The sequence below is a fragment of the Legionella sainthelensi genome (assembly GCF_900637685.1).
In the GTDB taxonomy this organism is placed as follows: Bacteria; Pseudomonadota; Gammaproteobacteria; order Legionellales; family Legionellaceae; genus Legionella; species Legionella sainthelensi.
In genome coordinates this window covers 2619065-2640626 of the sequence record NZ_LR134388.1, presented here as the reverse complement: position 1 = coordinate 2640626, position 21562 = coordinate 2619065, and the positions used below count along the sequence as shown (strand labels likewise).

The following is a 21562-nucleotide window of genomic DNA, read 5'->3' as shown; positions in this document are numbered from 1 at the left end:
TTCTGAATACCGCACGTAAAGCACGGTATGTTGGCGTTTTAATCGGTGTATCTCTCAGAAACCAGTTGTGGGTATAGCCAAAGATTTGATGAAAAGCAGTACAACAAGTTAGTTGAATCACCTAGTTAACTTCAATGAACGCTGAGATCACATCCTTTTGCAAGAAATTCTTTTTCATATTTTTGTATTTGGTATAAAGCCATCTTATATCCTATTTGTAAGAGATCGTAATCTATATTGTCTGGCAAAACATATTTTTTTGCATAAGTCACAGCGTTTTTAGATAATTCATAAAGACGATCATATACTTCGATTTGGCCGTTTTCATTTTGAGCGGCCTGAAGAAAAATAGACAATGAATGCAGCATTCTTGCATAACGTACCGGATAATTGTTCCATCCATGTTTTTGGAGCGCCGTAACATACATAGTAACTGATTCCAGGTATGTATGAACGAATTGATTATGATGAAGTAAAGTTTGGGCTTCTGCCAAATTGATCGATGTATCATAATTTCTTTGTTCCCATCCCCAATCTTTTGGTACATGCATGGGAAAAATCCACCAATCGTAATGATATTTATTCGTGAAAAATTCATTTGGATTTTTTTTAAAAAGGTGTTCGAAGGTATGCTGTTGGACCTGGGCAATGATAGTTAAACGATTATTTTGATTTAAATGGATAAGCTGGATTTTTTGTTTTGCAGTTAAATCAGGGTTTGCTAGACATTTTTCAGTGTATTCTTGAAGTTTTTTTGAGTCTCTAAAAAATGAAAGTTCTTTTGCCATTTCAATATCAGATTTGGACATACACATCTCCTTTGAATTCCATAGCTAAATATACCATTATTTGAGAAGTGTGTATCCTAATGATTCAGATCTGAAAGCCAGTGCTGGAAAAAATTTTCGAAAACCAGGCGATGCATGTATTGAATAGGCTCCTATGAGGACCGAAGCAAAGCATTGGTATCCTTTTTTAGAAAATGCTCCCATGATTCCTGTATGTCACTGTTGACTTTTTTCATCGCTTCAATATCAAATCCTTTCACATCAAAGAACTTAAGCCCATTATCTTGAGTCAGTGCAGTTGTACAAAAATTAGTTACTTCTTCTAAATTTCTTAATATAAGTCCATTGCTGTCAGGATGTTCTTTTAATTGTTCAATCGCTATTTTAGCTGCTTCAGCCGAGGATTCATAAATACGTTGTACCGATGTGGGGGAGGGTGCATGTTCAATTTGGAGGGTTCTAAATTCAGAAACAACTCTCTCTTCATAGGCAAAAAGAGCATTGTACTCCATAGATAGTAAGTTTTCTTCTTCGTTAGAGATATGGTCCTTGTTATTCAGTAATGCTTTCATTACATTGCGAATAGGTTGAAATGAAGTCTTAATAAATTTATCAATTTTCTTATTTCTCTCTAACTTCGGCATTACTTTCTCCAATTTTATGGCACTTGAGTCGGATCATAGGCTTGAACAATTTTTTTGTCAAAATTGACTCAAAAAAACAGCAAAAAATGTATCTAAAAAACCGCTATATGACTTTAATACTAGCAAAAAAAACAAATAATATACTAGACCATATCAATGTATGACTATAAAATACCCAACAAGAATATTATAAAAACAAAAAATAATAAAATAAATTAATGCTGTGAGAATATAATGAGAACACTAATCAATCAAAACCGTTTTCTTAAGGCAATTGCATATGTCAGTGAAAATTGTTTTTCGAAGCCTTATTCAATATCGCCTATGGTTGATAGATGGTTCAATCAATTATCAATAGTCCAACTTGCAAATGGGGATGTAGTGCATATCTCGGGCAAAGAGGCAATTGAGTTTATGGACATAACATTAGATGGAGCAGTTGTTGATAAAAAAGATTTAGCTCTAATATTTCAATTCCATTCCCAGCGATCCGAACATGAAAAAGAACGAGCTGCACTTGTAAAAAAATTGAGACGCTTAATCAAGAAATTAGTAGCCTGGTTTTGGATAAAAAGATAAAAAAATTCTTGAATTGGCTGTAGAAGAACAAAAATTAGAACATTTTGATGCAAATAAAATAAAAGCAAAAAATTATATGAAAATCTTGTTGAACGGGGCGTATCCTCCTTAAATGAAGCGCGTGTAGAAAAAAAATTTGATTCAAAAATCACTCACATTGTTCATCGTCCAAATCATGGCTTAACCCACTCAGTGCGTGTTGCTTATATGGTGACGGGAATTCATGCTTTTAAAAAAGAATTTGGCCACCATTCAAGTGAACTTGATTCAGATCTCGAGCTTGAAAAATCCCAAATGATGATGCTATTTAGTGTTGTTGGTCGTCGTGATGAAACAGGTTTTAATGACACAGGAGATAATGTCAAGGGATGTGAAACTTATGAAAGTTTTAGAACAGCTTCAGGAAGGGCGTTTCTTAAATACTGCCAAACTCATCTCGCCGAGCTTTATGATAAAAATCTGGATGCTATGTATCGAGATGCTATTATTGTAGAACTCATGGGTTATTCTGATATTCAAGATCGAATTGACAGAAGAGAAGAGGAGCCGCCACAAGTATTTATTGATTACGTTATTGAAAAAGAAAATCAATTAGGAAATGATATTTCACGCGAAGACGCAATAAATTTAATCACTGAACCACAATCTTTTTGGAATAAGTCTCCCAAGTATAGCCTGAGTACCTTTTTTCCTGAAGGTACTGTTCGAACGCTTGCTAATGCAAAACTAGGGATGATGAATGATGCTCATAGTATTGATTTAACTCGTTGCTATCCTCTCTATCCTGCAAAAAAAGGTGGATCAAAGTCGATTAGCATTATAGAAGACTTCGTTGATTTGTCGGGTATTTCGGTGTCATCACATACTGCAAGTGTAGAAAAGTTAGAATCTATATTTAGAGTTTTACGTTGTAGTTTTGATACCCTTCAGTTAACCGGCCAAAAATCAACGTTTGGGTTGATTTCTCAGGAAACTTTTGAGCGCCAAAAAAATAATACCCTATTAGCTATTCAGGGTATCAATAAGCGCTTTGAATATCCTATGAGTCAGAAAAGACGTAAGAAACTGATTGATGAAATTAAAAAAGTACGTGAGGAAGAGAATTATTACGATAATTTAGAAGGTGACTTGACCCTTGGCGAAAATAGTAATTCGACACTTGAACTTTATCGCAAGCATTTAATTCTTCAGGAAATTGTAAAACAACTTACGGCTGCGCCTAAATTACAGACTGATAAACGGATGTTTGACTTTCACAATACCCAAGAAGGTAATCCTCATAAAATTGATCATCATCAAAATGCGATTAATTTGATTTATAGCTTACAATCAATTACTCCTGTTAAAGGAACATCCGCGGTTGAGTTACCTGTGATTTCTGCAGTAAAACACCATAGGTTGGAAAATAAGGTTATTGTTTCTTTTGAAAATCAGGCGCATGCAGAGCTATTTAAAGAAACTTATATGGATTTTTTTGGTATTCAAGCGAATATTAGCGCCATTTCACCTAACGAATTTTCTCTCGAAGTGAACAGAGAATATTATAAGCAATTGCGTGATGATAAATTGGTGGAATTTAAACAAGTTAATGTGCCCAAGGTTGTCAATAAAGAAGAATCATTAGTTGATAGTGAAGGCAATATTACGGCTTTAAATAGGATAGCAAAGAGTCAGGCTTTAGTGCGTCTTGTGTCTACTTCCGCATTAAGTGGAGAGACTTTTCCTGATTATGACTATCTTTTAAGAGCTTTTGAGGATCCTGTACATGAGCGTTATACTCCTTCTATTCGAGAAAATATTCATTTTCCAGTAATCCATACAAAATATACCGATCCTAGAACAAATAGAGTCTACGATCGAAAAGTAGTGTCCACACCACTTCCTGGTGTTCGTTTTCAGGAGCCTGTAACCGAGCCACTGAAGTTTGAAGATAAGATTGCTGATGGATGGGTGGTAGGAAAACCAGGAGCCCCTCAAAATACTATTTATACTAAAAAACTGGCCCATACTCTGTTACCTTCGCATGGTAAAATTATTCCTTTTTCTGGTTACCCAGAAAAAAATGGAATTACTTCCCTATAGGTGTTCTTTCTGATATTCACCAGGTTGATTTGAAAGATGAGCGTTATATTTGGTCTGAGAATATGGATACAGTAACCAAATTCTGGGTTAAAGACCCTACACTTATTAACAAAAAATGCTATGACTTTCTGAATGCTCAAATGGAAAAGTCAGGTGAGCCAAAGCGTTATGCCAAAACAGATGCTGTTGCTTTGGATAAAAGTAAGCTGCTGCAAGAAGGCACTACATCTGCTGAGTTAATAAATCATTTACAAACTCGAAAAGATAAAATTTTTGATATCCTTAAGGTCAAAGGTTATCGGCCAAGTGATGAGGTATTACAGGATTTTAAAATGTTGCTCCAACAAGAGCGAAAAATATATCTTGCGCGTTTTAAAAGCGATAAAAAAGTGCAAAAAGAAATAAAAGAACTCTATTTAGCTGTCTATGAACGTATTAACATTGAGGCTGCAAGAAAGAGTGCAAAATATTCAATTAACCTTAAGGAGTTAATTGAGCTACAAAAAAGAGTACGAAAGCAGATAGTCATAATGAAATTTTGGCGGGAAATACTAAAGGCGCTACACAGGCATTTTATGCAACTCGTGATGAACTTTTCGACCGTCTTAATCTTGCTTTTCATGCGTTGGAAATTAAAAAGAAATATCAATACGATGTGCCTCTTTTAATTTTAAGTCAGGATAAGGCTCCATATCATTACACGGAGACTCGAATTAAGGAAGATCTAAAAAGGGCTTATGCTCTTCTTCGCAAAGGCGAGTTTCCCTACGATAAAACGAAATATGTTGCATACGAACTTGATTCCAAGGGAAATGCTGTTCTTGACGGTAATGGAAAACGGATTCGAAAAAAGGTTGGAGGTGCTGATGTTTATCAGGAAAAAAACCAAACATATCAAAAAGAGGTACTCGTTAATCTTTTCAAATTGGCTTTACCTTTAACAAGCATGGAACAACTTGAAAGAGGACAAATTGGTGTTGAAAAACTCGATGGGGTAAAAATTGATAAAGCGGTTGACTCTATTATCGAGAAAATGGATATTGTTGGTGGTGTAGCTCGAGAACGCAAAAGGATGCTGAAGATTTTCTCCCAGGGTAATAATGCAAAAAAAGAAGAGTTTTTTATGCGTCAAGTGGCATTAGGAAATCTTTCTTTAATAAAAGAAATAACCCTTGATAGAGCATTTAATGTTTCTTCAGTTTTAATAGACAAGGCTATGGAAGTTGCTGAAAAAAATAATCATTTGGTTGTAAAAGATTTTCTTACTCCTTCTCACGAGGGGATACTCGAAGATATAGATATGAAACAAGCTGACCAATCTTTGGGTGAGCGACCCAATAAAAAAACGGTTGATTTAAAATCAGAACTTGAAAATCTAAAAAAACCTCTTGATTTGTGGAATTTAGAAACTTATAAACAACGTATTTCCGCGCTAATACAAATAAACCAACGAAATCTGAGCTCACTAAGGCTAAGTGATTTAAAATTACTTCAAAAAACAACGGAAGAAATATTATTAAACAAAGCATCAAATACAGAAGCTAATAAAAAAGAGTTGGATCAATGGATAAACCTGATCACGATGAATCCCAAATATATAGTGAGTTACGCGCGTATCATGGCTACTCCAGATAAACCAGTAGATTTACGTAGCCTTCTTAAATCTCATGAACTACTAGGAGTAACACTTACTTCAAAAGCAATGACTCTTATTGCTTCCAAGAAGTCTAGGGAGTGCAAGCTCAATCAATTCTTAGATGCCTATCAACACATGCTTGATGGGCAAGGAAAGGATAATATGTCGGTTGAAACATGTCGTAGCTATTTGAACAAAGCCATGGTGCTGGCCGAAAAGCGAGGTTGGGATGATGCAATTAACTATTTTTTACTTATCGAGTTTAAGAGGGGAGAAATAGCAAATCTTTATTTTAAAGAAGACAACGCCTTGTCCTATAAGCCAAGGACTCAAGCATTGCATGCTAAAGCGGAGCGATTAATTCAGCAGATTAAAGCGAATAGTATGGGCTCTATGGATAGTCAAACATCAGATTATTGTCAAACAATGAAACAATTAGTTAATGATAATCAACATGATTATATTTTTCTGCTGTCTCTATTTTCTGATCTGACCGAAGTTAATAAAGTAATGACTTCTCCGGAAATGCAAGCCATTAAACACGAAATCGCAATTCTTGAGCGCAATGCTAAAGGATTCTTTGGCTCTTGGACTAGCCAAAGTAAAGCTAATGAAATTAAAGAGGCAATGAGTCAAATTCCTTTACTGGGACGAGATGATATTCTTAAAAATGATTCTCCTTTGTGTGAAAAGGTACAAAAACTTCTGTTTTCCAATAAGATATTGGTTGATAGGCTTAATGTGGAAAAACTGGATATCAAACCTGCTGAAACGACTATAAAATTATTGCACTAGTGTTTGTTTAAGGCATATAGTCTTCTCAAATAAACAGAGAGCCATCACTTTTGTGCGTATTATTGAGTTAAGTATGCTCGCAAATCCGGTATCTGGAGCAATGCGAATGATTACATCTATCTTGGCAGGGGAGTGCCTAAAAATTAGAGTCTAATAACCATCGCAACACCAACTCAATTTCATCTTTTTTCATCAAAGAAACTGGATGTTCAATACCGGGGATGCTTACTGTTTTTAAAGTAGTTTGTAATTGCTGCATTTTTGCTACTGTATCATTCGATAAAACATCAGATAATGATGCATGAAGCAATAAAATTGGACATTTAATTCTGCTCCATAATCCCCATTGAGGCGCATTACTTTGAGTAGCTAAGATCACATTTTCAATTATTTGAGGATCATAGGCTAATTGATATTTTTTCATTGCATTTTGCCATACCCCACATAAAGCAAGGCGTTGCCATTGCTCAGGACTTAATTGAGCAAAACTTGGATAGGTTTTTTTTAAATAGGTTTCTACTTCTTCTAATGTTTCAAATGACCGACCACTCCCTTCTCTACCATAAGCTACGATTCGGTTTAAGGCTTTTGTGTCAACGAAAGGCCCTATATCATTCAGAACTAATTTTTTAATAGGAGAGTTGTCCATCGCCGCCATTACTATACCGATAATTCCCCCCATAGAGGTACCTAGATAATCAATTTTTGTTACTCCTAGTTGTGCTAATAAAATTGTGATATCGGAGAGATAAGTCAGGGTAGAATAATCTTTAGGGTTACATACTTTATCGCTTAATCCACGTCCTACCATGTCAGGGCAAATAACACGATAATATGATGAGAGCACTTGAGCCAAATCATCAAAATCCCTGCCATTACGAAATAGGCCATGTACACATAACAAAACTTTGGGGTTATTAGAATCACCCCATTCATAATAAGTCATATTATGAAAACTCTGGCTGTCGATTCCCATAACCTGATGTGTGCGCATACATCAGCTCCTTGTTAGGATGTTTTATCTTTTATAGATTATAGACTTGGTTTGCAAAGGTACAAAAGAAAGTATACGTTTTAATAGTGTATTAAATTGCATTCATAAAGAGTGCTAATATACCATATGGAGAGATAATTAATTGAGGGGCTGTGACTTCTACTCTCTTAGCCAAAATGATTTACTTTTTAGGCACTCCGATACTCACATACTTTGTGTATGCAATGTTTTGGTGCTTGCAAATAAAACTATCTGGCTCAATCTGGTGATTGGTGAGCAGATTATGGACTAATAAATAATGAATCTACATGAAAATATCCGGGCGCTTAAAAAAATTAGCTTCAAAAAAGACCTCAAAAAAAATCACTCTTAATCATTTATTAAATAAATTTGAACAGAAAGATAATCTTTTTTTGATTATTTTATTGGCTTTTCTTGCTATTACGCCTATATCCTTTATTCCAGGAGTTACAGTACTATTTGGATTTTCTATCGCCTTAATTTCAGCTCAGATATTAATGGGTCGTAATCAATTGTGGCTACCCATGAAACTTAAAAAAAAGCAAATATCTGGCGATTTTAATGAAGGAATATTAAAAATCATACCGTATGTAGTGCTCCTGGAAAAATATATAAAAAAGAGGGCATTATTTTTTAGTTCCAGATGGATTAAATACTTTTTTGTTGGTTTTATATTTATTTTAAGTATCTTATTAGCGATCCCAATTCCTTACCTGGATTTTATTACTTCCTTTGCCATTATTTTGATTTCTCTAGGATTAATAGAAAAAGATGGCTTTCTTTTAATTATGGCTGCTTTTTTGATAGTAATTTATATATTCATTTTGTTTTATGCTTTAAATTCAAGCATTCTTGGAATTTATAAAGGATTGCAGTGGCTAAAGTCTCTTTAATTATCTTGCTTTTGAATGAACGATTTATTTTTTACCCAATTCTAAAGAATACTGAGAAAATCAACCATAGGCAAAACATATGATTTAGGTTAAAGTTCTTCAATTAATTTAAATGAGATTATTTCTTTTATGCAGCATCGGTTTGTTCATTTACGTGTTCACACAGAGTTTTCTTTAGTTGATGGTTTAGTGCGGGTAAAACCTTTAATGAAGGCTCTACCTTCACGAGGAATGTACTCTGTTGCCTTGACGGATCATTGTAATTTGTTTGCTGCAGTGAAGCATTACAAAAGCGCGATTGAAGCTGGGATTAAACCTATTATTGGTAGCGATTTGCCCTGTCATAATCCTGAACATCCAGATCGTGTTTTTTCCCTAATTCTCCTATGCCTCAATTCGGAGGGATATAAAAACTTAACATGTCTTATTTCTAAAGCGTATCAGGAAGGACAATATCAAGGTCAACCAAGAGTACAACATCAGTGGATTGTAGATTATTCAGCTGGACTTATTGCATTATCGGGAGGGAAGTTTGGGGATATTGGACAAGCTTTGTTGGCGGATGATGAAGAGTTAGCAATAAGTCGAGCGCTCTATTGGCAAGAGCTATTTTCCAATCGATTTTATTTAGAAATCCAACGAACTGGGAGACCTGACGAGGCGCTTTATAATAAAAAATTAATTGCTTTAGCGAATAAATTGAAATTGCCATTAGTAGCAACAAATGATGTACGTTTTCTGGATAAAGAGGATTTTGAGGCACACGAGGCACGGGTCTGTATTCATGAGGGGTACACTTTAGCAGATCCTAGAAGAGAACAAAAATACAGTGCCCAACAATATTTGCGCTCAGCGGATGAAATGGTTTCTTTATTTGCTGATCTGCCTTCAGCACTTTCAAATACGGTAGAAATAAGCAAACGATGCACTGTGAAACTGGATCTGGGGAATAATTATTTACCGAACTTTCCTATTCCAGATGGTTCTACAGTCGAAAATTATTTGTCTCATTTATCAAAAATTGGTTTGGAAGAACGTCTTCTGCAACTATTTAAAAACATATCACCAGAAGAGTTGCTCCTTACGCGACAAGAATACGACAAAAGACTCCAGATAGAATTGGATGTGATTAACAATATGGGATTTGCTGGCTATTTCCTGATTGTGGCTGATTTTATTCAATGGGCAAAGAACAATGGTGTTCCTGTTGGCCCTGGGCGTGGTTCTGGAGCTGGTTCATTGGTTGCCTATGCCTTAAAAATTACAGATTTAGATCCTTTAGAATATGAATTACTGTTTGAGCGTTTTTTGAACCCAGAACGTGTATCCATGCCTGATTTTGATATTGATTTTTGCATGGAAGGGCGCGATCGGGTCATTGATTATGTTGCCGAAAAATACGGCAGACAAAGCGTGTCACAAATTATTACTTTTGGTACTATGGCTGCAAAAGCGGTGGTTCGTGATGTAGGGCGTGTCTTAGGACATCCTTATGGATTTGTTGATAAATTAGCCAAATTAATTCCTTTTGAATTAGGTATCACGTTAAACAAAGCATTAGAGCAAGAAGAAGAGCTTAAGCGTCGCTATACTGAAGAAGAAGAGGTTAAGGAACTTATCGATCTGGCATTAAAACTGGAAGGCATTACACGAAATGCAGGAAAGCATGCAGGAGGAGTAGTTATTGCCCCTTCGCAGTTGACGGATTTTACCGCTATATATTGTGAAGAAGGTTCTACACAAATTGTAAGCCAATTTGATAAGGATGATGTAGAAGCGGCAGGTTTAGTTAAATTTGACTTTTTAGGTTTACGAACCTTAACCATTATCGATTGGGCCTTGGCTACGGTAAACAAACAACGAAGTCGTGAAGGATTACCTCCGATTGATATTAGTCAGATCCCAACTGATGATCCGGCATCTTTTGATTTGTTAAAGGCCTGCCAAACAACTGCGGTATTTCAGCTGGAATCACGCGGAATGAAGGAGCTCATTAATCGCTTACAACCTGATTGTTTCGAAGATATCATCGCTTTAGTTGCATTATTTAGACCTGGTCCTTTGCAGTCAGGCATGGTGGATGATTTTATTGATCGTAAACATGGACGCGCTGCGGTTGATTATCCCCATCCTGATTTGGAGCCCATTTTAAAACCTACCTATGGTGTTATCTTATATCAAGAGCAAGTCATGCAGATTGCTCAAGTTTTAGCAAATTATACTTTAGGAGCGGCAGACTTATTACGTCGTGCTATGGGAAAGAAAAAACCTGAAGAAATGGCAAAACAGCGGGAAATTTTTACCGAAGGAGCGACGGCAAGAGGAGTTGATAAGAAAGTAGCAACTCATATTTTTGATTTAATGGAAAAATTCGCAGGCTATGGTTTTAATAAGTCTCACTCAGCAGCATATGCGTTGGTCGCCTATCAAACGGCATGGCTTAAAGCCCATTATCCAGCAGCTTTTATGGCTGCAGTAATGTCTTCGGATATGGATAACACAGATAAAGTCGTCACTTTTATCGATGAATGTGCTCATATGAAGTTAAAGGTTTTGCCTCCTTCTATCAATCACTCAATGCACCACTTTACCGTCGTTGACGATGCCTCAATTGTTTATGGTCTTGGGGCCATAAAGGGAGTAGGGGAATCTGCAATTGATTGTATTATTGAGGCACGTGACTCAGGAGGAAGTTACCCCGATTTATTTGGTTTTTGCCAACGACTGGATTTGCGGAAAGTAAATCGGCGGGTTTTGGAGGCATTGATCAAAAGTGGTGCTTTTGATGAATGGAAGATAGAGCGAGCGGTATTGACTGCTTCGTTAGAAAAAGCATTAAAAATAGCAGAGAAAGAGCATCAAAATCAATCCAGTGGCCAATTTGATTTATTCTCATTATTAGATGATGGCGCTAATGAGCAGGAATATCTTTTATGTAAATCTTGGTCTGAAGCACAACGCCTGGAGGGTGAGCGAGAAGTATTGGGCTTTTATTTGACTGGACATCCTGCAGATCAGTATCGGCGCGAATTTAGTGATTTTATTGTACCAATAAACCAATTAAATCCATCAATGCATAAAAAAGCAGTTATATGTGCTCAAGTGGTAGCAATTCGTAAGGTTGTTACGAAACGAGGTAAAAAATTGGTAATTCTTGGTATGGATGATTCTACAGCACGAATAGATATCGTTATTTTTGATGAGATTTTTGAGTCATTATCATCTACTTTGGCAACAGGGGATATGCTTGTAGTTGAAGGTGATGTAGCGCATGATGATTATAATGGTGGTGTGAAAATGAGCGCTAACTCTCTTTATGATGTACCTACGGCACGTACAAAATTTGCTCGGTGTCTGGAGTTGCGTTTGCATGCCGAACAGCAAGATATTTTACCCTCTATTCAAGCTTTGTTAAAAGCACACACGGGACGTTGCGCTGTCCAGTTTTCCTATTCTAATGGATATGCAAAGGCGCAATTAAGTGCGGCGCCCCAATGGAATATATCGCCTAGCGATGAGTTGCTCCGACTTTTAGCGAATCTTTTAGGTGAAAATAAAGCCATAATGAAATACTAAGACTCGCTATTCACTCGAGAGGTGCACGTCAAAATTAATGTAACATAGATAACTGGCGTTCCTTGTGAGTCCTCCCGTATCATGTTTCTTCTTTATCTTTGACTCACGTTTATTTTTGCACGTTTTTGTCCATGTTCTTCATGCATTAATTGGATTATAATTATCTTTTTGTTTGCTATAAATACATGAGGGTTGAAATGAGATCATTATTCTTCAACGACATCAACAGAACTAAAGATGATAAGAACTTACTTGTTGTGATTGTGGCTAACAGAGTTCATGATGATAAGCCCGAAATAAAAATGTTTGGCTTACCAATAATTCATGCATTATCTCATGTACGGAAGCACAATAGCGCATCCGCGATCATTTTATCGCCAGATGGAACAATTTTAGATTTAGCTAATGTTTCAACAATGGAAAAAGTGACTTTAGTTTCAGAGCAAATAACGAGTTCTGGGGAGAACTATTTAAAATCAGCATTAAATCAATTAAAAGATGAGACTCACGTTTTAACAGAAAACTGTCAATTCGATCTTGCTTTAGTTATAGGAGGAGGACCTGGAGAGCTGATTCTAACAGAAGTGGCAGCAAATAAACTATTAGAATTCAATAGGTTACATATGAATAATGGAGGGGTAATACGAATTCAAATATGTAATTTTGCCGATAAAAAAATACAGGGATCAAATAGAGTTTTCGCCCATGCAATTACTCCTGATTTTTGTTTATGCAGTGTCCCTAAAGGGCTCAGTATTATTGCTCCCCAAGACACTCGAGCCATAGATCTTCCAGATGAATATGGTTCGTTTATTAACCTATTAATCTTCGATAAACTTAAAAGCCGTATTAAACGTATTCTCGGTCCCAAAAATAATAAATCCAATGAGGAAATTATAAATAAAATAAAGGAAATCGCAGGTGCTGATGTTTCATCACAATCTGAAATCGTAGACCTTGATGAACTTTTTGAAGTGGATCTTACTCTTCCATTAAATTAATTTAATTATTTTATGTCTTCGCAAAATGCCAAACATTGAATCTGGAGCTCTGAAGTATTGTTTCAAAATCATCACGAAGTTTGTTCAATAGCCTATAATATAAAAATACAAACCAATAGGTCATATTATGGAAACTTTTTTTGATAAAAATATTAAAAAAGAATCTAAAGATACTAATTTACTTATAGTAATTTTAGCTGATGACTATCGGCTAAAGATGGCTGGATTACCTATAATCCATGCATTACATCATGCAAAACATCACAAAAACTCCTCTGCTGTTATTGTAATGACAAATGGAGATATTATAGATTTAGCTACCGCTGATTTAAAGAAAATCAAATTAGAAGGAACACAAAAAACTAGGGGAGGGGAAGCTTACTTACCAATAGCTTTAAATCAATTGAAGGATCAGGTAAAACCATTGGGTGAAAACCGCTTTGATCTGTCTTTAGTGATAGGAGGCGAACCAGGGGAAGTAAACATAACAGAAGATTTATCAATGGAATTATTTAAGTTTAATAAAGAGCGTATGAATGAAAAAGGAATCATAAGAATTCAAATTTGTAATTTCGCTGATAAAAAAATAGGGGATTCGAATGCGGTTTTTGCAAATGAAATTACTCCTGACTTTTGTTTATGCAGTATACCTAAAGGATACAGTATTATTGCACCTCAAGGGACACGAGCAATCGATTTACCAAGAGAAGAGACTGGATTTATGGATACATTTATCTTTAATGAGCATAAAGCTTCTCTAAAGCACATGCTCTCCGATAAAAAGAATATATCAAATGAGCAAATTATAAACGCGATGCCTAATATAGAGGTGGAAATCGTAGACCTTAATGAGCTCTATAAAAAAAATGCATCACCTTCTCCAGGTTTTTAATTGTTGGCTCCACCATGTTTCGTTAAAACATATCCTGGATCTACAGTTACCCATACAGTTCGCTGAGCATCAATGCGCAGAGTATGCATCCTTTGAAACTTTATGCCGTTGGTACAGATCTTCTTGTATGTCATTTAAATCTGTATCGTCATGATGGCATAAAGTTTTACCCATAGTAAGTTTGACTATTAATCGGCTAATAATTTATCCATTTTTGCAGCACAAATGAAATCATTATGACTCAAACCATTCAGTGCATGCGTCATGAAATGAACATGACAATAGTTATAACCAATTTCTAAATCAGGATGATGATTTTCAATATTGGCTATCCAGGCAAGGGCATTGACAAAAGCCATAGTCTCATAAAAATTTTTAAAGGATAAACTGCGTTTTATGCTGCGGTTATCCGAGCTCACAGCCCAATTCTTATCTAATTGAGGCAATAAATTTTTTATTTGCTCTGCATTTAATGCGGTACCTATGCCTTCGCATGATTCACAATGTTTGCTGCTTAAGTCACTTGTCATTTTATTTCCTTACTTATAATAATTATTTAATGCCTCAAGAAAGCGAGTATTTTGCTCTTGGGTTCCTATGGTAACCCTGATGTAATGGTCCATTTTATATGGATGCAAAGGACGAACAATAATACCCTTGTCCAAAAGATAGTTGTAGAGTGACATTCCATCTTCTTTACAGTTGAAGGTAAGAAAATTGCATGCCGAGGGTAAATAATCAATACCTAATTGATCTAATCCTTGGCGTATTTGCATCATTCCATCTGCATTAGTCTGTAGGCTTAACCGCAAAAAATCCTCATCATCTAAGGCCGCATAAGCCGCATTGAGTGCTACCTGATTCACGGTAAAAGGTAATTGTACGCGCAATAAAATTTCAATAATAGAGGGGTGGGCGATAGCATAACCGAGACGCACACCAGCTAGTCCATAGATTTTTGAAAAAGTTCGGGTCACTATTAGGTTAGGGTATTGCCCAATCCATTCAATGCTATTGTAATGCAGTTGTGATTCTGCAAATTCAAAATAAGCTTCATCAATCACTAATAAAGTACTTTTTGGTATATATTCTAGGAGACGTTTTATTTCATTTGGATCGACAGGAACTCCGGTAGGATTATTTGGATTCGCTAAAAAAATGATACTTGTTTCGGGACTACATGCATTAATCAAGTGGTCTATATTGATTTCCCAGTTTGGGTTAATTGCTACGCTGCGGACCGGAATATTGAGTGAGTGTGCTTGAATGGCATAAGTACTAAATGCATAATCGTGGGTCAATATATGTTTTTCATTATGCAAACCAAAACAAGTAAGTAACATGTTGAATATAAAGTCTGAACCATTGCTTAAAAAAAGCTGGTTGCTGTTGATTTTGAGTTTATTTGCCAGTTTGCTCATTAAAGGATGATTAAGTGGCGAAGGATAAGTCGCAAGCACATGAGAAGACATATCTTGCAACGCAGCTAAGGCTAAAGGGCTACAACCCAAAGGATTTTCGTTACTTGCCAATTTAATAATATTGTTTATTCCTTTTTCATGAGCTAATTCTTCTATAGATTTTCCTGGTTTATAAGGGACTAAAGCGCGTATTCCTGGATGAGGTAATTGTTGAAAATTAACTGCCATAAATGGTTCCTTGCCTTTTAAGAATTTAAATATTATTCACCTAAAATAGTCTAGGGCGGTGCATTTTTTCAACACAAACTTTACACTGCTTTAGCAAGCTCATTCAAGTGTTTTTGTAGTTGAGACCTAAGTATTACTATGATTTTGACCAAATGGCGCCGACAATGGTGTGTGAAAAGCTCATAATGATAAGTTTTTGATTTTATTTAATGATTCATAAAAAATAATGGAGGTTTTTCTTGAATTTTTTATTTCATGACATTAACCTTTGAAGCGCAAATCCAACTAAAGGAAATGGAATATGAATCAGCAAAAGGGATTTTCCCTTATCGAAGTATTATTGTCTTTATTGATGGTAACGACTCTAGCCCTCGCATTAGTGCAGCAACAATCGCAAAGCAAATACATGTTAAATCAGTTAGTGATACGAACACAAGCGACCCATCATCTGGATCAAATTGAAGAAGCTTTAACAGCCCCAATTAAAAAATTCCCATTCCCCCCTTCTTTTTTCGATCTCGTTTTACAACATAACAGCCAAAAAGTATTTCTAAAACTTGCTTGGCATGACCAAATAAATTTCATAATTCGGAAGCATGATTCTATTGAGTTAAAGTGATGAAAAAACAAGAAGGAATGAGTCTTTCAGAAGTATTGATCAGTCTTTTTTTAGCAACTGTGATTATAACAATCTTAATTCAGTTTTATTTAGAGAGTAAACATCAATACCTGGAGATAGAAAAAGTTCTAGAAGCTGGTTTTGATGTTCAATGGGTAGATGGTTTATTAAGTGATAGTATTCGGCGTGCAGGATTTACTCCTTGTTTAGGCCTTGATCAATTAAAAGTGATTGATCATAGGAATCATAAGAATAATATTCAGGCGCTGAATGTTGGAAATCAACCTATACAATTCATTCAGGTGAGGCGAATGAAGGAGAATTTTGCAAAGTTAATTAAAGTAGAAAGTCCAACCACGCTGTTAGTACAACATTTGAGTTCACTTAATGAAAAACGACCTTTATTAGTTGCTGATTGTAATCATGCTGAAATACATGAACTAATAGCGGTTAAGCAGCAAGATAACGAAACACGCATTATTTTAAAAAAACCTTTAATCCATTTTTATGAAACATCTACTTACGTGGGCGAGTTTTTAGAAGAGCGTTGGTTTGTCAAGAAAAATGTTAAAAGACAAAATGCTCTTTATTATCATTGGGTGCAAACTGAAGAGGTAACTTCTTTAGTTCATTCTTTATCCATAGAAAAACAGTTTAATCAAAATAAACAGTTTCTTGAAGTAACTTTAGGTTTAGAAAACGATAAGATTCATAAGATTATGGTTGCGGTGCGTGGATCATGAAAAAGGAACGTGGCTTTATTTTTACAGTAACTTTATTGATGATCATGGTGATGAGCTTGCTTTTATTAGCATCTATGCAGCATATTTTATTGTACTATAAGGTAATTAACAGACAAGAAGAGTCACATAAAAACTTTTATAACTTAGAACATGTGGCAAGACAATTATCTGAAAAATATGTGGCATTCTTTGCTCCGAATTGCGTCATCAAAGAAGACTCCCAGAACCAAATACTTCATAAATTACTCCATCACCAAGGTTGTGCTTTGTCAAATGAGGGATTGCAGTACGAGTATCTGATTGAAGATTTAGGTGATTTTCCTTGTTTAGTCGCTCCTAGTGAAAATAGGATGTATGCAACACATCATCAGCGATTATCTATTGTTCAACTTGATAAGGGTAAGCCTTTATCTTTTTTACAAGTTAGATGGATTGCTGTTGGGAAATTAGCGAAATGTTTTGTGAAAGAACATGTCATTCCTATAGGGATCAGTAGTTGGTGCTACTTATCCTTGAATTAATTCGGATTGGTGTCTGACACAAAGAGTTTCGCTGTTTGATTTGGATTATTATAACTACTCTTGAGGATATAATTACTAAAACGAGCAATGGCTTTGCATTATTTTACAAAGCTCAAATAAACTTCAATCAATCTCTATTGTTTATTTACAATTTTTAAAAAGTATTTAAAATCAAACGATTATTAATTTACTTTTTTCTCAACCTGATTAGGTCAACGCGATTAAATGCTAAAATCGTGCATTTTTGTTGCAATATATTCCATAACGTGTAAAAATTGTCCGCCTTATGAAAACGAAAATACATTATACAATACTCTTTCTAACTTTAATTGCCTTTAGCATTTCGCTCCGGGTATTTTGGTTTATCAAACAGCAGCCGACAAAGCAGCCTGAAATTATGTTTAAAGAGGCTGGTTTTGAACGACTACCGGGGTGGAAGTCAGCTGATTTAAAAAAATCTTTGCAGACCTTTCAGGTCTCTTGTCGTGCTTTCATTCGACAGAGTCCAGAGCAAGTTGTTGGTACTGATCAAATTGACTTGCAAGTAAAAGATTGGCAGCCTGCTTGTGAGGCCGCTTTAAAAATTTTTCCTGTTGCAGAAAGACAAGCCAAGCAATTTTTTGAAGAGTGGTTTACTCCTATTGAGTTTACAGATAACAATGGGAAACCAGGCTTGTTTACTGGTTACTATGTACCTGCTATTAAAGGCAGTTATACTAAATCCAAAGAATTTCATGTTCCTATCTATGAAACACCTAATGATTTAGTGACAGCAGATCTGGGATTGTTTTTTAATGATTTAAAAAATCGTCGTATTGTAGGCCGATTAGAGGATAAGAAATTTGTTCCTTATTACACACGCGAACAAATTAATAAGGGTGCAATCGAAGAAAAAGCGAAGGTTCTTGTTTGGATTAATAGTCCTGTAGACCGTTTATTTTTAGAAATCCAGGGTTCTGGTCTTATTGAACTTGATGATGGTACTAATATTTATATTGGTTATGATGCACAAAATGGGGCGCCTTACACTGCAATTGCAGGTGTGTTGATTAATAAAGGTGTTATGACAAAGCATAATGCATCGATGCAAGGAATTAAGCGCTATTTAGAAGCTCATCCAAAGCAAATGGATAAAATAATTAATCAAAACAAATCATTTGTTTTTTTCAAAAAAATGGCTGATGGGGTTGCTCTTGGTTCACAAGGTGTTGCATTAACACCTGGATATTCTCTTGCTATAGACAAACAATGGATTCCCATGGGTGCTCCGCTTTGGTTAAGCACGTCGCGACCTGATAGCACGAAGCCTGATGCGAGTAAGCCCATGCAGCGTTTAATGATAGCTCAAGATACCGGTGGAGCCATCCGTGGAAAAGTGCGAGGAGATGTTTTCTGGGGTGGAGGTGAGAAAGCAACTTTAATCGCAGGCCATATGAAAAATGAAGGACATTACTGGATTTTGTTACCCAAACAAGCAATTTCTCGATTGGAAAAAAATAAGCTGATTTCTGAAAACTCAACTAAATTATAAAGTGAATTGCAGGCACTAGAGCTTGGAATATCCAGTTGAATTTTATCTCATCCCAACACACTGAAAAAGTCTAGGAAATTGTCATTCCCGCATAAGCGGGAATTTATTTATAGTGTTTCAATAGAATTAACTTTGATGTTCAGTTACTGTTTTAATCGTTGCTGATTTATCTTCTGTTTCCTTTTTTTCAGGATTATTAACTAATGGCTGTGCGGTATTTTCTTTTAAGGCATCAGCAAGACTGATGAATTTATATCCATTTTTTCGGTACATTTCTATAATGTCTTCTAAACATAAACTATTTAGAAGGTTTGCGTGAATCAATAAGATCTGTTTTACAGGTTGACCATCAACTTTTTTGGCTCTGTGCTCTGCCAGAAGAGTTTGTTTCCAAATGTATGCCAAATAACGTTTTTTAAAATCTGGGAGGTTCTGTGCTCTTTTTCTATAGGGAATTTTATAGAATCGCGCATTAAATTCATAATCTTTACTGTCAATCGTCACCGGGGCTATTGTGTATTGGTGCTCAGCCAGATAATCATAGACTTTTTGTTTTTTTGGTCCTTTGCCTTCAGCAAGATAAGGATAACGGAAGTATTTAGGCTCAGTCATGACTGGAGCTAACATTGAATCTGCTCGATCTATATCTGCAATGTATTTAGCAGCGCTCATGTTGTTGAGGCTTTTATGAGTATAAGTGTGGTTTCCTAAAGCGAATCCTTGATTACGAAAAGCCTCTAATAGATACCATTCATTTTTAGCTACAGCTTCCCCTATGACAAATCCTGTTGCAGGAACTTGATTATCGACAAGAGCCTTGACTATAGCCATGAAGCGGTTTTCTGTTCTTTTCAGGCTTGCTGGAGTACTAGAACCAGAACCCACAAAGGGTAAATCATCAATTGTTATTGCAATTTCTTTTTCTTCGGCAAAACATGGAGAATTAAGCAGACACAGCAAAAGAGTTACACCTGTCCATCGAAGTAACATGATATCCCCTATATTTATATTTGTTTTTAAATTTACTATAGTAGACATTTTTAAAAAATGCGTAGTTTTTTATAACCTACTGTTTATAAACAATTTTATATTTTTCATGCTTCAATTTAAGGTGTTCTGGTACTTTTTATAAGCTTACTATCTATAGGCTACATATTGATTTCTCACTGTTTAAAATATATTAATTAACTATTGCCCATTTATCTGGATGGTTAAAATGAAATTTATCCTAACTAAAAAAAATAGTGTGGATTCCATAACTTTAGAGCTTGAACCGACAGCAACAGTTAATGATTTATTTTTAGCTCTTTATGAGTATCGAAGTAAAAACTACAGACACCTGTCTTTTAGCGAATACCAAAAATACATTTCTATATATCAATATTTTTTATATGGAGATCAATTTAAAAAGAAATGGCTTCCTGATCTCCCTTTAGCTGACTTTGAGCCGAAAGATCCGTGTTACTTAACATGGGAGGAATTTACTGAGCGTCAATATCTTTTAACGCATAATAATTTTGACTCTATAGGAAGTAGCGTTCTTTTTTGGCAAGCTAACACCAAATCCGATAAGTTGGAGATTGAGGAGGATATGTCGGCGCAAAGCAGGGAACGCATGGGCTTTGATAGTTAATCTTCAGCAGACCACTAAAACTTAAGTGAACCATCCTCTAAGGTATTGCCTTAGAGGGTGTGGCTTTATAAGCATCTCTTATTCGCATTATTCGCACAATAGTGTGAATAATACATTCTTAGCTTAGATGTAAATGCATTTGGTTCTTGATCTAAAAAGAAAATCAATTCCGGTTGCAATAATAAATAATCAGATTTTTTTAAGACATGGGTATAGAGTGACTCGCCGCCAAGAGAAAACCATTTAGTAAATAATGGGATAATTGTGTCTTTTTCGTTGGAATTAATACGATGGTGTATGTCTGTAATTAATTCTTTACGGACATCAAAGAAATTCCGAAAACTATGAGTTTGATTTTCATGATAGTAACGCAAAATAATTTGACCAAATTCATCTTTTCGGATACCTGCATCAAAATTTAATGAAACGATCACTTTTTTTACTTCCTCGATGTTAAAAGGAACTCCCATTAAATCTTGCCCATTGTATTCATGAATATAGTTTTTTAAGTATTCAATTGCCGGATCAGTTACAGGGTCAAAATAGGCATTAATAGTGTAGCTTTTAGCAACGTCGGGATTTTCTACATCATAACTGCAATAAGCGATGATGTTATAATAAATCATAGTAACGGGTAGCTTCTTGACAAAAAATTCATCAATTTTTTGGTGTACTTGTTCACAATTTAGGGTAGTATTTTGTAGTGCTACCTCTTCCATGCGTACCACATGTGTGGGGTAGTCTATAGTTCTTTGCGCAATGGGTAATTGAGAATCACTATTGACTTGGTTAGAATACCTTTTGATGAGTGTATGTTCAGGTGCCGCCAACTCGGTAACAGCTATCTCCGAAGTAGCATGTAGGTTATTAAATAATACGCTTGTCAGTAAGAATACATAAGAAGGTATTTTCATTGTCCATTCCTTGTTAAGTTAGAAATCCATTTCACAACCACAAATTTATTC

The 21562-nt window shown here is 35.5% G+C and carries 19 protein-coding genes; 12 read left to right on the top strand and 7 right to left on the bottom strand.

Annotated elements, in window-relative coordinates; all coding sequences use genetic code 11:
* Positions 1 to 131: 131 nt before the first annotated feature.
* Positions 132 to 809: a hypothetical protein gene (locus EL220_RS11650; protein WP_027271683.1), complete on the bottom strand. Its 678-nt coding sequence runs from the start codon at positions 807 to 809 to the stop codon at positions 132 to 134.
* A 131-nt stretch (positions 810 to 940) separates the two neighbouring features.
* Entirely contained in the window at positions 941 to 1432 is a 492-nt protein-coding gene (locus tag EL220_RS11645; protein ID WP_027271684.1) for a hypothetical protein, read from the bottom strand.
* Between the two features lie 234 nt (positions 1433 to 1666).
* On the opposite strand from EL220_RS11645, the gene EL220_RS19060 reads away from it, so the two are divergent.
* From EL220_RS19060 to EL220_RS19050, 3 genes are all read left to right on the top strand, one after another.
* On the top strand, positions 1667 to 2011 hold the full coding sequence (locus EL220_RS19060) for a hypothetical protein (protein ID WP_232002414.1): 345 nt from the start codon (positions 1667 to 1669) through the stop codon (positions 2009 to 2011).
* Between the two features lie 192 nt (positions 2012 to 2203).
* Complete coding sequence (locus tag EL220_RS19055) at positions 2204 to 4093, top strand: SidE phosphodiesterase domain-containing protein (RefSeq protein ID WP_331852658.1); 1890 nt, start codon at positions 2204 to 2206, stop codon at positions 4091 to 4093.
* A gap of 538 nt (positions 4094 to 4631) precedes the next feature.
* Positions 4632 to 6524 carry a hypothetical protein gene (locus EL220_RS19050; RefSeq protein ID WP_232002413.1) on the top strand — a complete coding sequence of 631 codons (1893 nt, stop codon included), beginning with the start codon at positions 4632 to 4634 and terminating at the stop codon, positions 6522 to 6524.
* Positions 6525 to 6660: 136 nt separating this feature from the next.
* On the opposite strand, the gene EL220_RS11635 is transcribed toward EL220_RS19050, so the two are convergent.
* The gene (locus EL220_RS11635; RefSeq protein ID WP_027271686.1) at positions 6661 to 7518 is read right to left on the bottom strand and encodes an alpha/beta fold hydrolase; all 858 of its coding nucleotides are present in this window, start codon (positions 7516 to 7518) and stop codon (positions 6661 to 6663) included.
* Positions 7519 to 7826: 308 nt separating this feature from the next.
* Between EL220_RS11635 and EL220_RS11630 the strand changes: the two genes are divergently transcribed.
* From EL220_RS11630 to EL220_RS11615, 4 genes are all read left to right on the top strand, one after another.
* Positions 7827 to 8432, top strand: a complete 606-nt coding sequence (locus EL220_RS11630) for an exopolysaccharide biosynthesis protein (protein WP_027271687.1) — start codon at positions 7827 to 7829, stop codon at positions 8430 to 8432.
* A 129-nt stretch (positions 8433 to 8561) separates the two neighbouring features.
* Complete coding sequence (gene dnaE, locus EL220_RS11625) at positions 8562 to 12008, top strand: DNA polymerase III subunit alpha (RefSeq protein WP_027271688.1); 3447 nt, start codon at positions 8562 to 8564, stop codon at positions 12006 to 12008.
* 197 nt (positions 12009 to 12205) lie between these two features.
* Positions 12206 to 13009, top strand: a complete 804-nt coding sequence (locus EL220_RS11620; RefSeq protein WP_232002412.1) for a hypothetical protein — start codon at positions 12206 to 12208, stop codon at positions 13007 to 13009.
* A gap of 127 nt (positions 13010 to 13136) precedes the next feature.
* The gene (locus EL220_RS11615) at positions 13137 to 13901 is read left to right on the top strand and encodes a hypothetical protein (RefSeq protein WP_232002411.1); all 765 of its coding nucleotides are present in this window, start codon (positions 13137 to 13139) and stop codon (positions 13899 to 13901) included.
* 188 nt (positions 13902 to 14089) lie between these two features.
* Here EL220_RS11615 and EL220_RS11610 read toward each other — a convergent pair whose 3' ends face one another.
* Together EL220_RS11610 and hisC are read right to left on the bottom strand one after the other, a co-directional pair.
* Positions 14090 to 14431: a 4a-hydroxytetrahydrobiopterin dehydratase gene (locus EL220_RS11610; RefSeq protein WP_027271691.1), complete on the bottom strand. Its 342-nt coding sequence runs from the start codon at positions 14429 to 14431 to the stop codon at positions 14090 to 14092.
* A gap of 9 nt (positions 14432 to 14440) precedes the next feature.
* Positions 14441 to 15550 carry a histidinol-phosphate transaminase gene (hisC, locus tag EL220_RS11605; RefSeq protein ID WP_027271692.1) on the bottom strand — a complete coding sequence of 370 codons (1110 nt, stop codon included), beginning with the start codon at positions 15548 to 15550 and terminating at the stop codon, positions 14441 to 14443.
* A gap of 301 nt (positions 15551 to 15851) precedes the next feature.
* On the opposite strand from hisC, the gene EL220_RS11600 reads away from it, so the two are divergent.
* The 4 genes from EL220_RS11600 (at position 15852) to mltA (ending at position 18964) form a co-directional block, all read left to right on the top strand.
* The gene (locus EL220_RS11600) at positions 15852 to 16169 is read left to right on the top strand and encodes a type IV pilus modification PilV family protein (protein ID WP_027271693.1); all 318 of its coding nucleotides are present in this window, start codon (positions 15852 to 15854) and stop codon (positions 16167 to 16169) included.
* Positions 16169 to 16912 (top strand): PilW family protein, encoded by a 744-nt coding sequence (locus tag EL220_RS11595; protein WP_027271694.1) that lies wholly within the window; start codon positions 16169 to 16171, stop codon positions 16910 to 16912. Before EL220_RS11600 ends, EL220_RS11595 begins: the two co-directional genes overlap by 1 nt.
* Positions 16909 to 17433: a pilus assembly PilX N-terminal domain-containing protein gene (locus EL220_RS11590; RefSeq protein WP_027271695.1), complete on the top strand. Its 525-nt coding sequence runs from the start codon at positions 16909 to 16911 to the stop codon at positions 17431 to 17433. Before EL220_RS11595 ends, EL220_RS11590 begins: the two co-directional genes overlap by 4 nt.
* 286 nt (positions 17434 to 17719) lie before the next feature.
* Positions 17720 to 18964, top strand: a complete 1245-nt coding sequence (gene mltA / locus EL220_RS11585) for a murein transglycosylase A (RefSeq protein ID WP_027271696.1) — start codon at positions 17720 to 17722, stop codon at positions 18962 to 18964.
* Between the two features lie 126 nt (positions 18965 to 19090).
* On the opposite strand, the gene EL220_RS11580 is transcribed toward mltA, so the two are convergent.
* Entirely contained in the window at positions 19091 to 19954 is an 864-nt protein-coding gene (locus tag EL220_RS11580) for a polysaccharide deacetylase family protein (RefSeq protein ID WP_027271697.1), read from the bottom strand.
* 226 nt (positions 19955 to 20180) lie between these two features.
* Here EL220_RS11580 and EL220_RS11575 point away from each other — a divergent pair, with 226 nt between their 5' ends.
* Positions 20181 to 20597, top strand: coding sequence for a hypothetical protein (locus tag EL220_RS11575; protein ID WP_027271698.1), 417 nt, complete (start codon positions 20181 to 20183; stop codon positions 20595 to 20597).
* Between the two features lie 65 nt (positions 20598 to 20662).
* On the opposite strand, the gene EL220_RS11570 is transcribed toward EL220_RS11575, so the two are convergent.
* On the bottom strand, positions 20663 to 21511 hold the full coding sequence (locus EL220_RS11570) for an Lpg0189 family type II secretion system effector (protein WP_027271699.1): 849 nt from the start codon (positions 21509 to 21511) through the stop codon (positions 20663 to 20665).
* Between the last annotated feature and the right edge of the window lie 51 nt (positions 21512 to 21562).

What these genes read in the sequence shown, in the direction of transcription:
- EL220_RS11595 (WP_027271694.1), top strand. Translation starts at nt 16,169, where the DNA reads ATGAAAAAACAAGAAGGAATGAGTCTTTCAGAAGTATTGATCAGTCTT.
- EL220_RS11615 (WP_232002411.1), top strand. Translation starts at nt 13,137, where the DNA reads ATGGAAACTTTTTTTGATAAAAATATTAAAAAAGAATCTAAAGATACT.
- EL220_RS11570 (WP_027271699.1), bottom strand. Translation starts at nt 21,511, where the DNA reads ATGAAAATACCTTCTTATGTATTCTTACTGACAAGCGTATTATTTAAT.
- EL220_RS11580 (WP_027271697.1), bottom strand. Translation starts at nt 19,954, where the DNA reads ATGTTACTTCGATGGACAGGTGTAACTCTTTTGCTGTGTCTGCTTAAT.
- dnaE (WP_027271688.1), top strand. Translation starts at nt 8,562, where the DNA reads ATGCAGCATCGGTTTGTTCATTTACGTGTTCACACAGAGTTTTCTTTA.
- EL220_RS19060 (WP_232002414.1), top strand. Translation starts at nt 1,667, where the DNA reads ATGAGAACACTAATCAATCAAAACCGTTTTCTTAAGGCAATTGCATAT.
- EL220_RS11635 (WP_027271686.1), bottom strand. Translation starts at nt 7,518, where the DNA reads ATGCGCACACATCAGGTTATGGGAATCGACAGCCAGAGTTTTCATAAT.
- EL220_RS11590 (WP_027271695.1), top strand. Translation starts at nt 16,909, where the DNA reads ATGAAAAAGGAACGTGGCTTTATTTTTACAGTAACTTTATTGATGATC.
- hisC (WP_027271692.1), bottom strand. Translation starts at nt 15,550, where the DNA reads ATGGCAGTTAATTTTCAACAATTACCTCATCCAGGAATACGCGCTTTA.
- EL220_RS11620 (WP_232002412.1), top strand. Translation starts at nt 12,206, where the DNA reads ATGAGATCATTATTCTTCAACGACATCAACAGAACTAAAGATGATAAG.
- EL220_RS11610 (WP_027271691.1), bottom strand. Translation starts at nt 14,431, where the DNA reads ATGACAAGTGACTTAAGCAGCAAACATTGTGAATCATGCGAAGGCATA.
- EL220_RS11630 (WP_027271687.1), top strand. Translation starts at nt 7,827, where the DNA reads ATGAAAATATCCGGGCGCTTAAAAAAATTAGCTTCAAAAAAGACCTCA.
- EL220_RS11650 (WP_027271683.1), bottom strand. Translation starts at nt 809, where the DNA reads ATGTCCAAATCTGATATTGAAATGGCAAAAGAACTTTCATTTTTTAGA.
- mltA (WP_027271696.1), top strand. Translation starts at nt 17,720, where the DNA reads ATGAAAACGAAAATACATTATACAATACTCTTTCTAACTTTAATTGCC.
- EL220_RS11600 (WP_027271693.1), top strand. Translation starts at nt 15,852, where the DNA reads ATGAATCAGCAAAAGGGATTTTCCCTTATCGAAGTATTATTGTCTTTA.
- EL220_RS11575 (WP_027271698.1), top strand. Translation starts at nt 20,181, where the DNA reads ATGAAATTTATCCTAACTAAAAAAAATAGTGTGGATTCCATAACTTTA.
- EL220_RS11645 (WP_027271684.1), bottom strand. Translation starts at nt 1,432, where the DNA reads ATGCCGAAGTTAGAGAGAAATAAGAAAATTGATAAATTTATTAAGACT.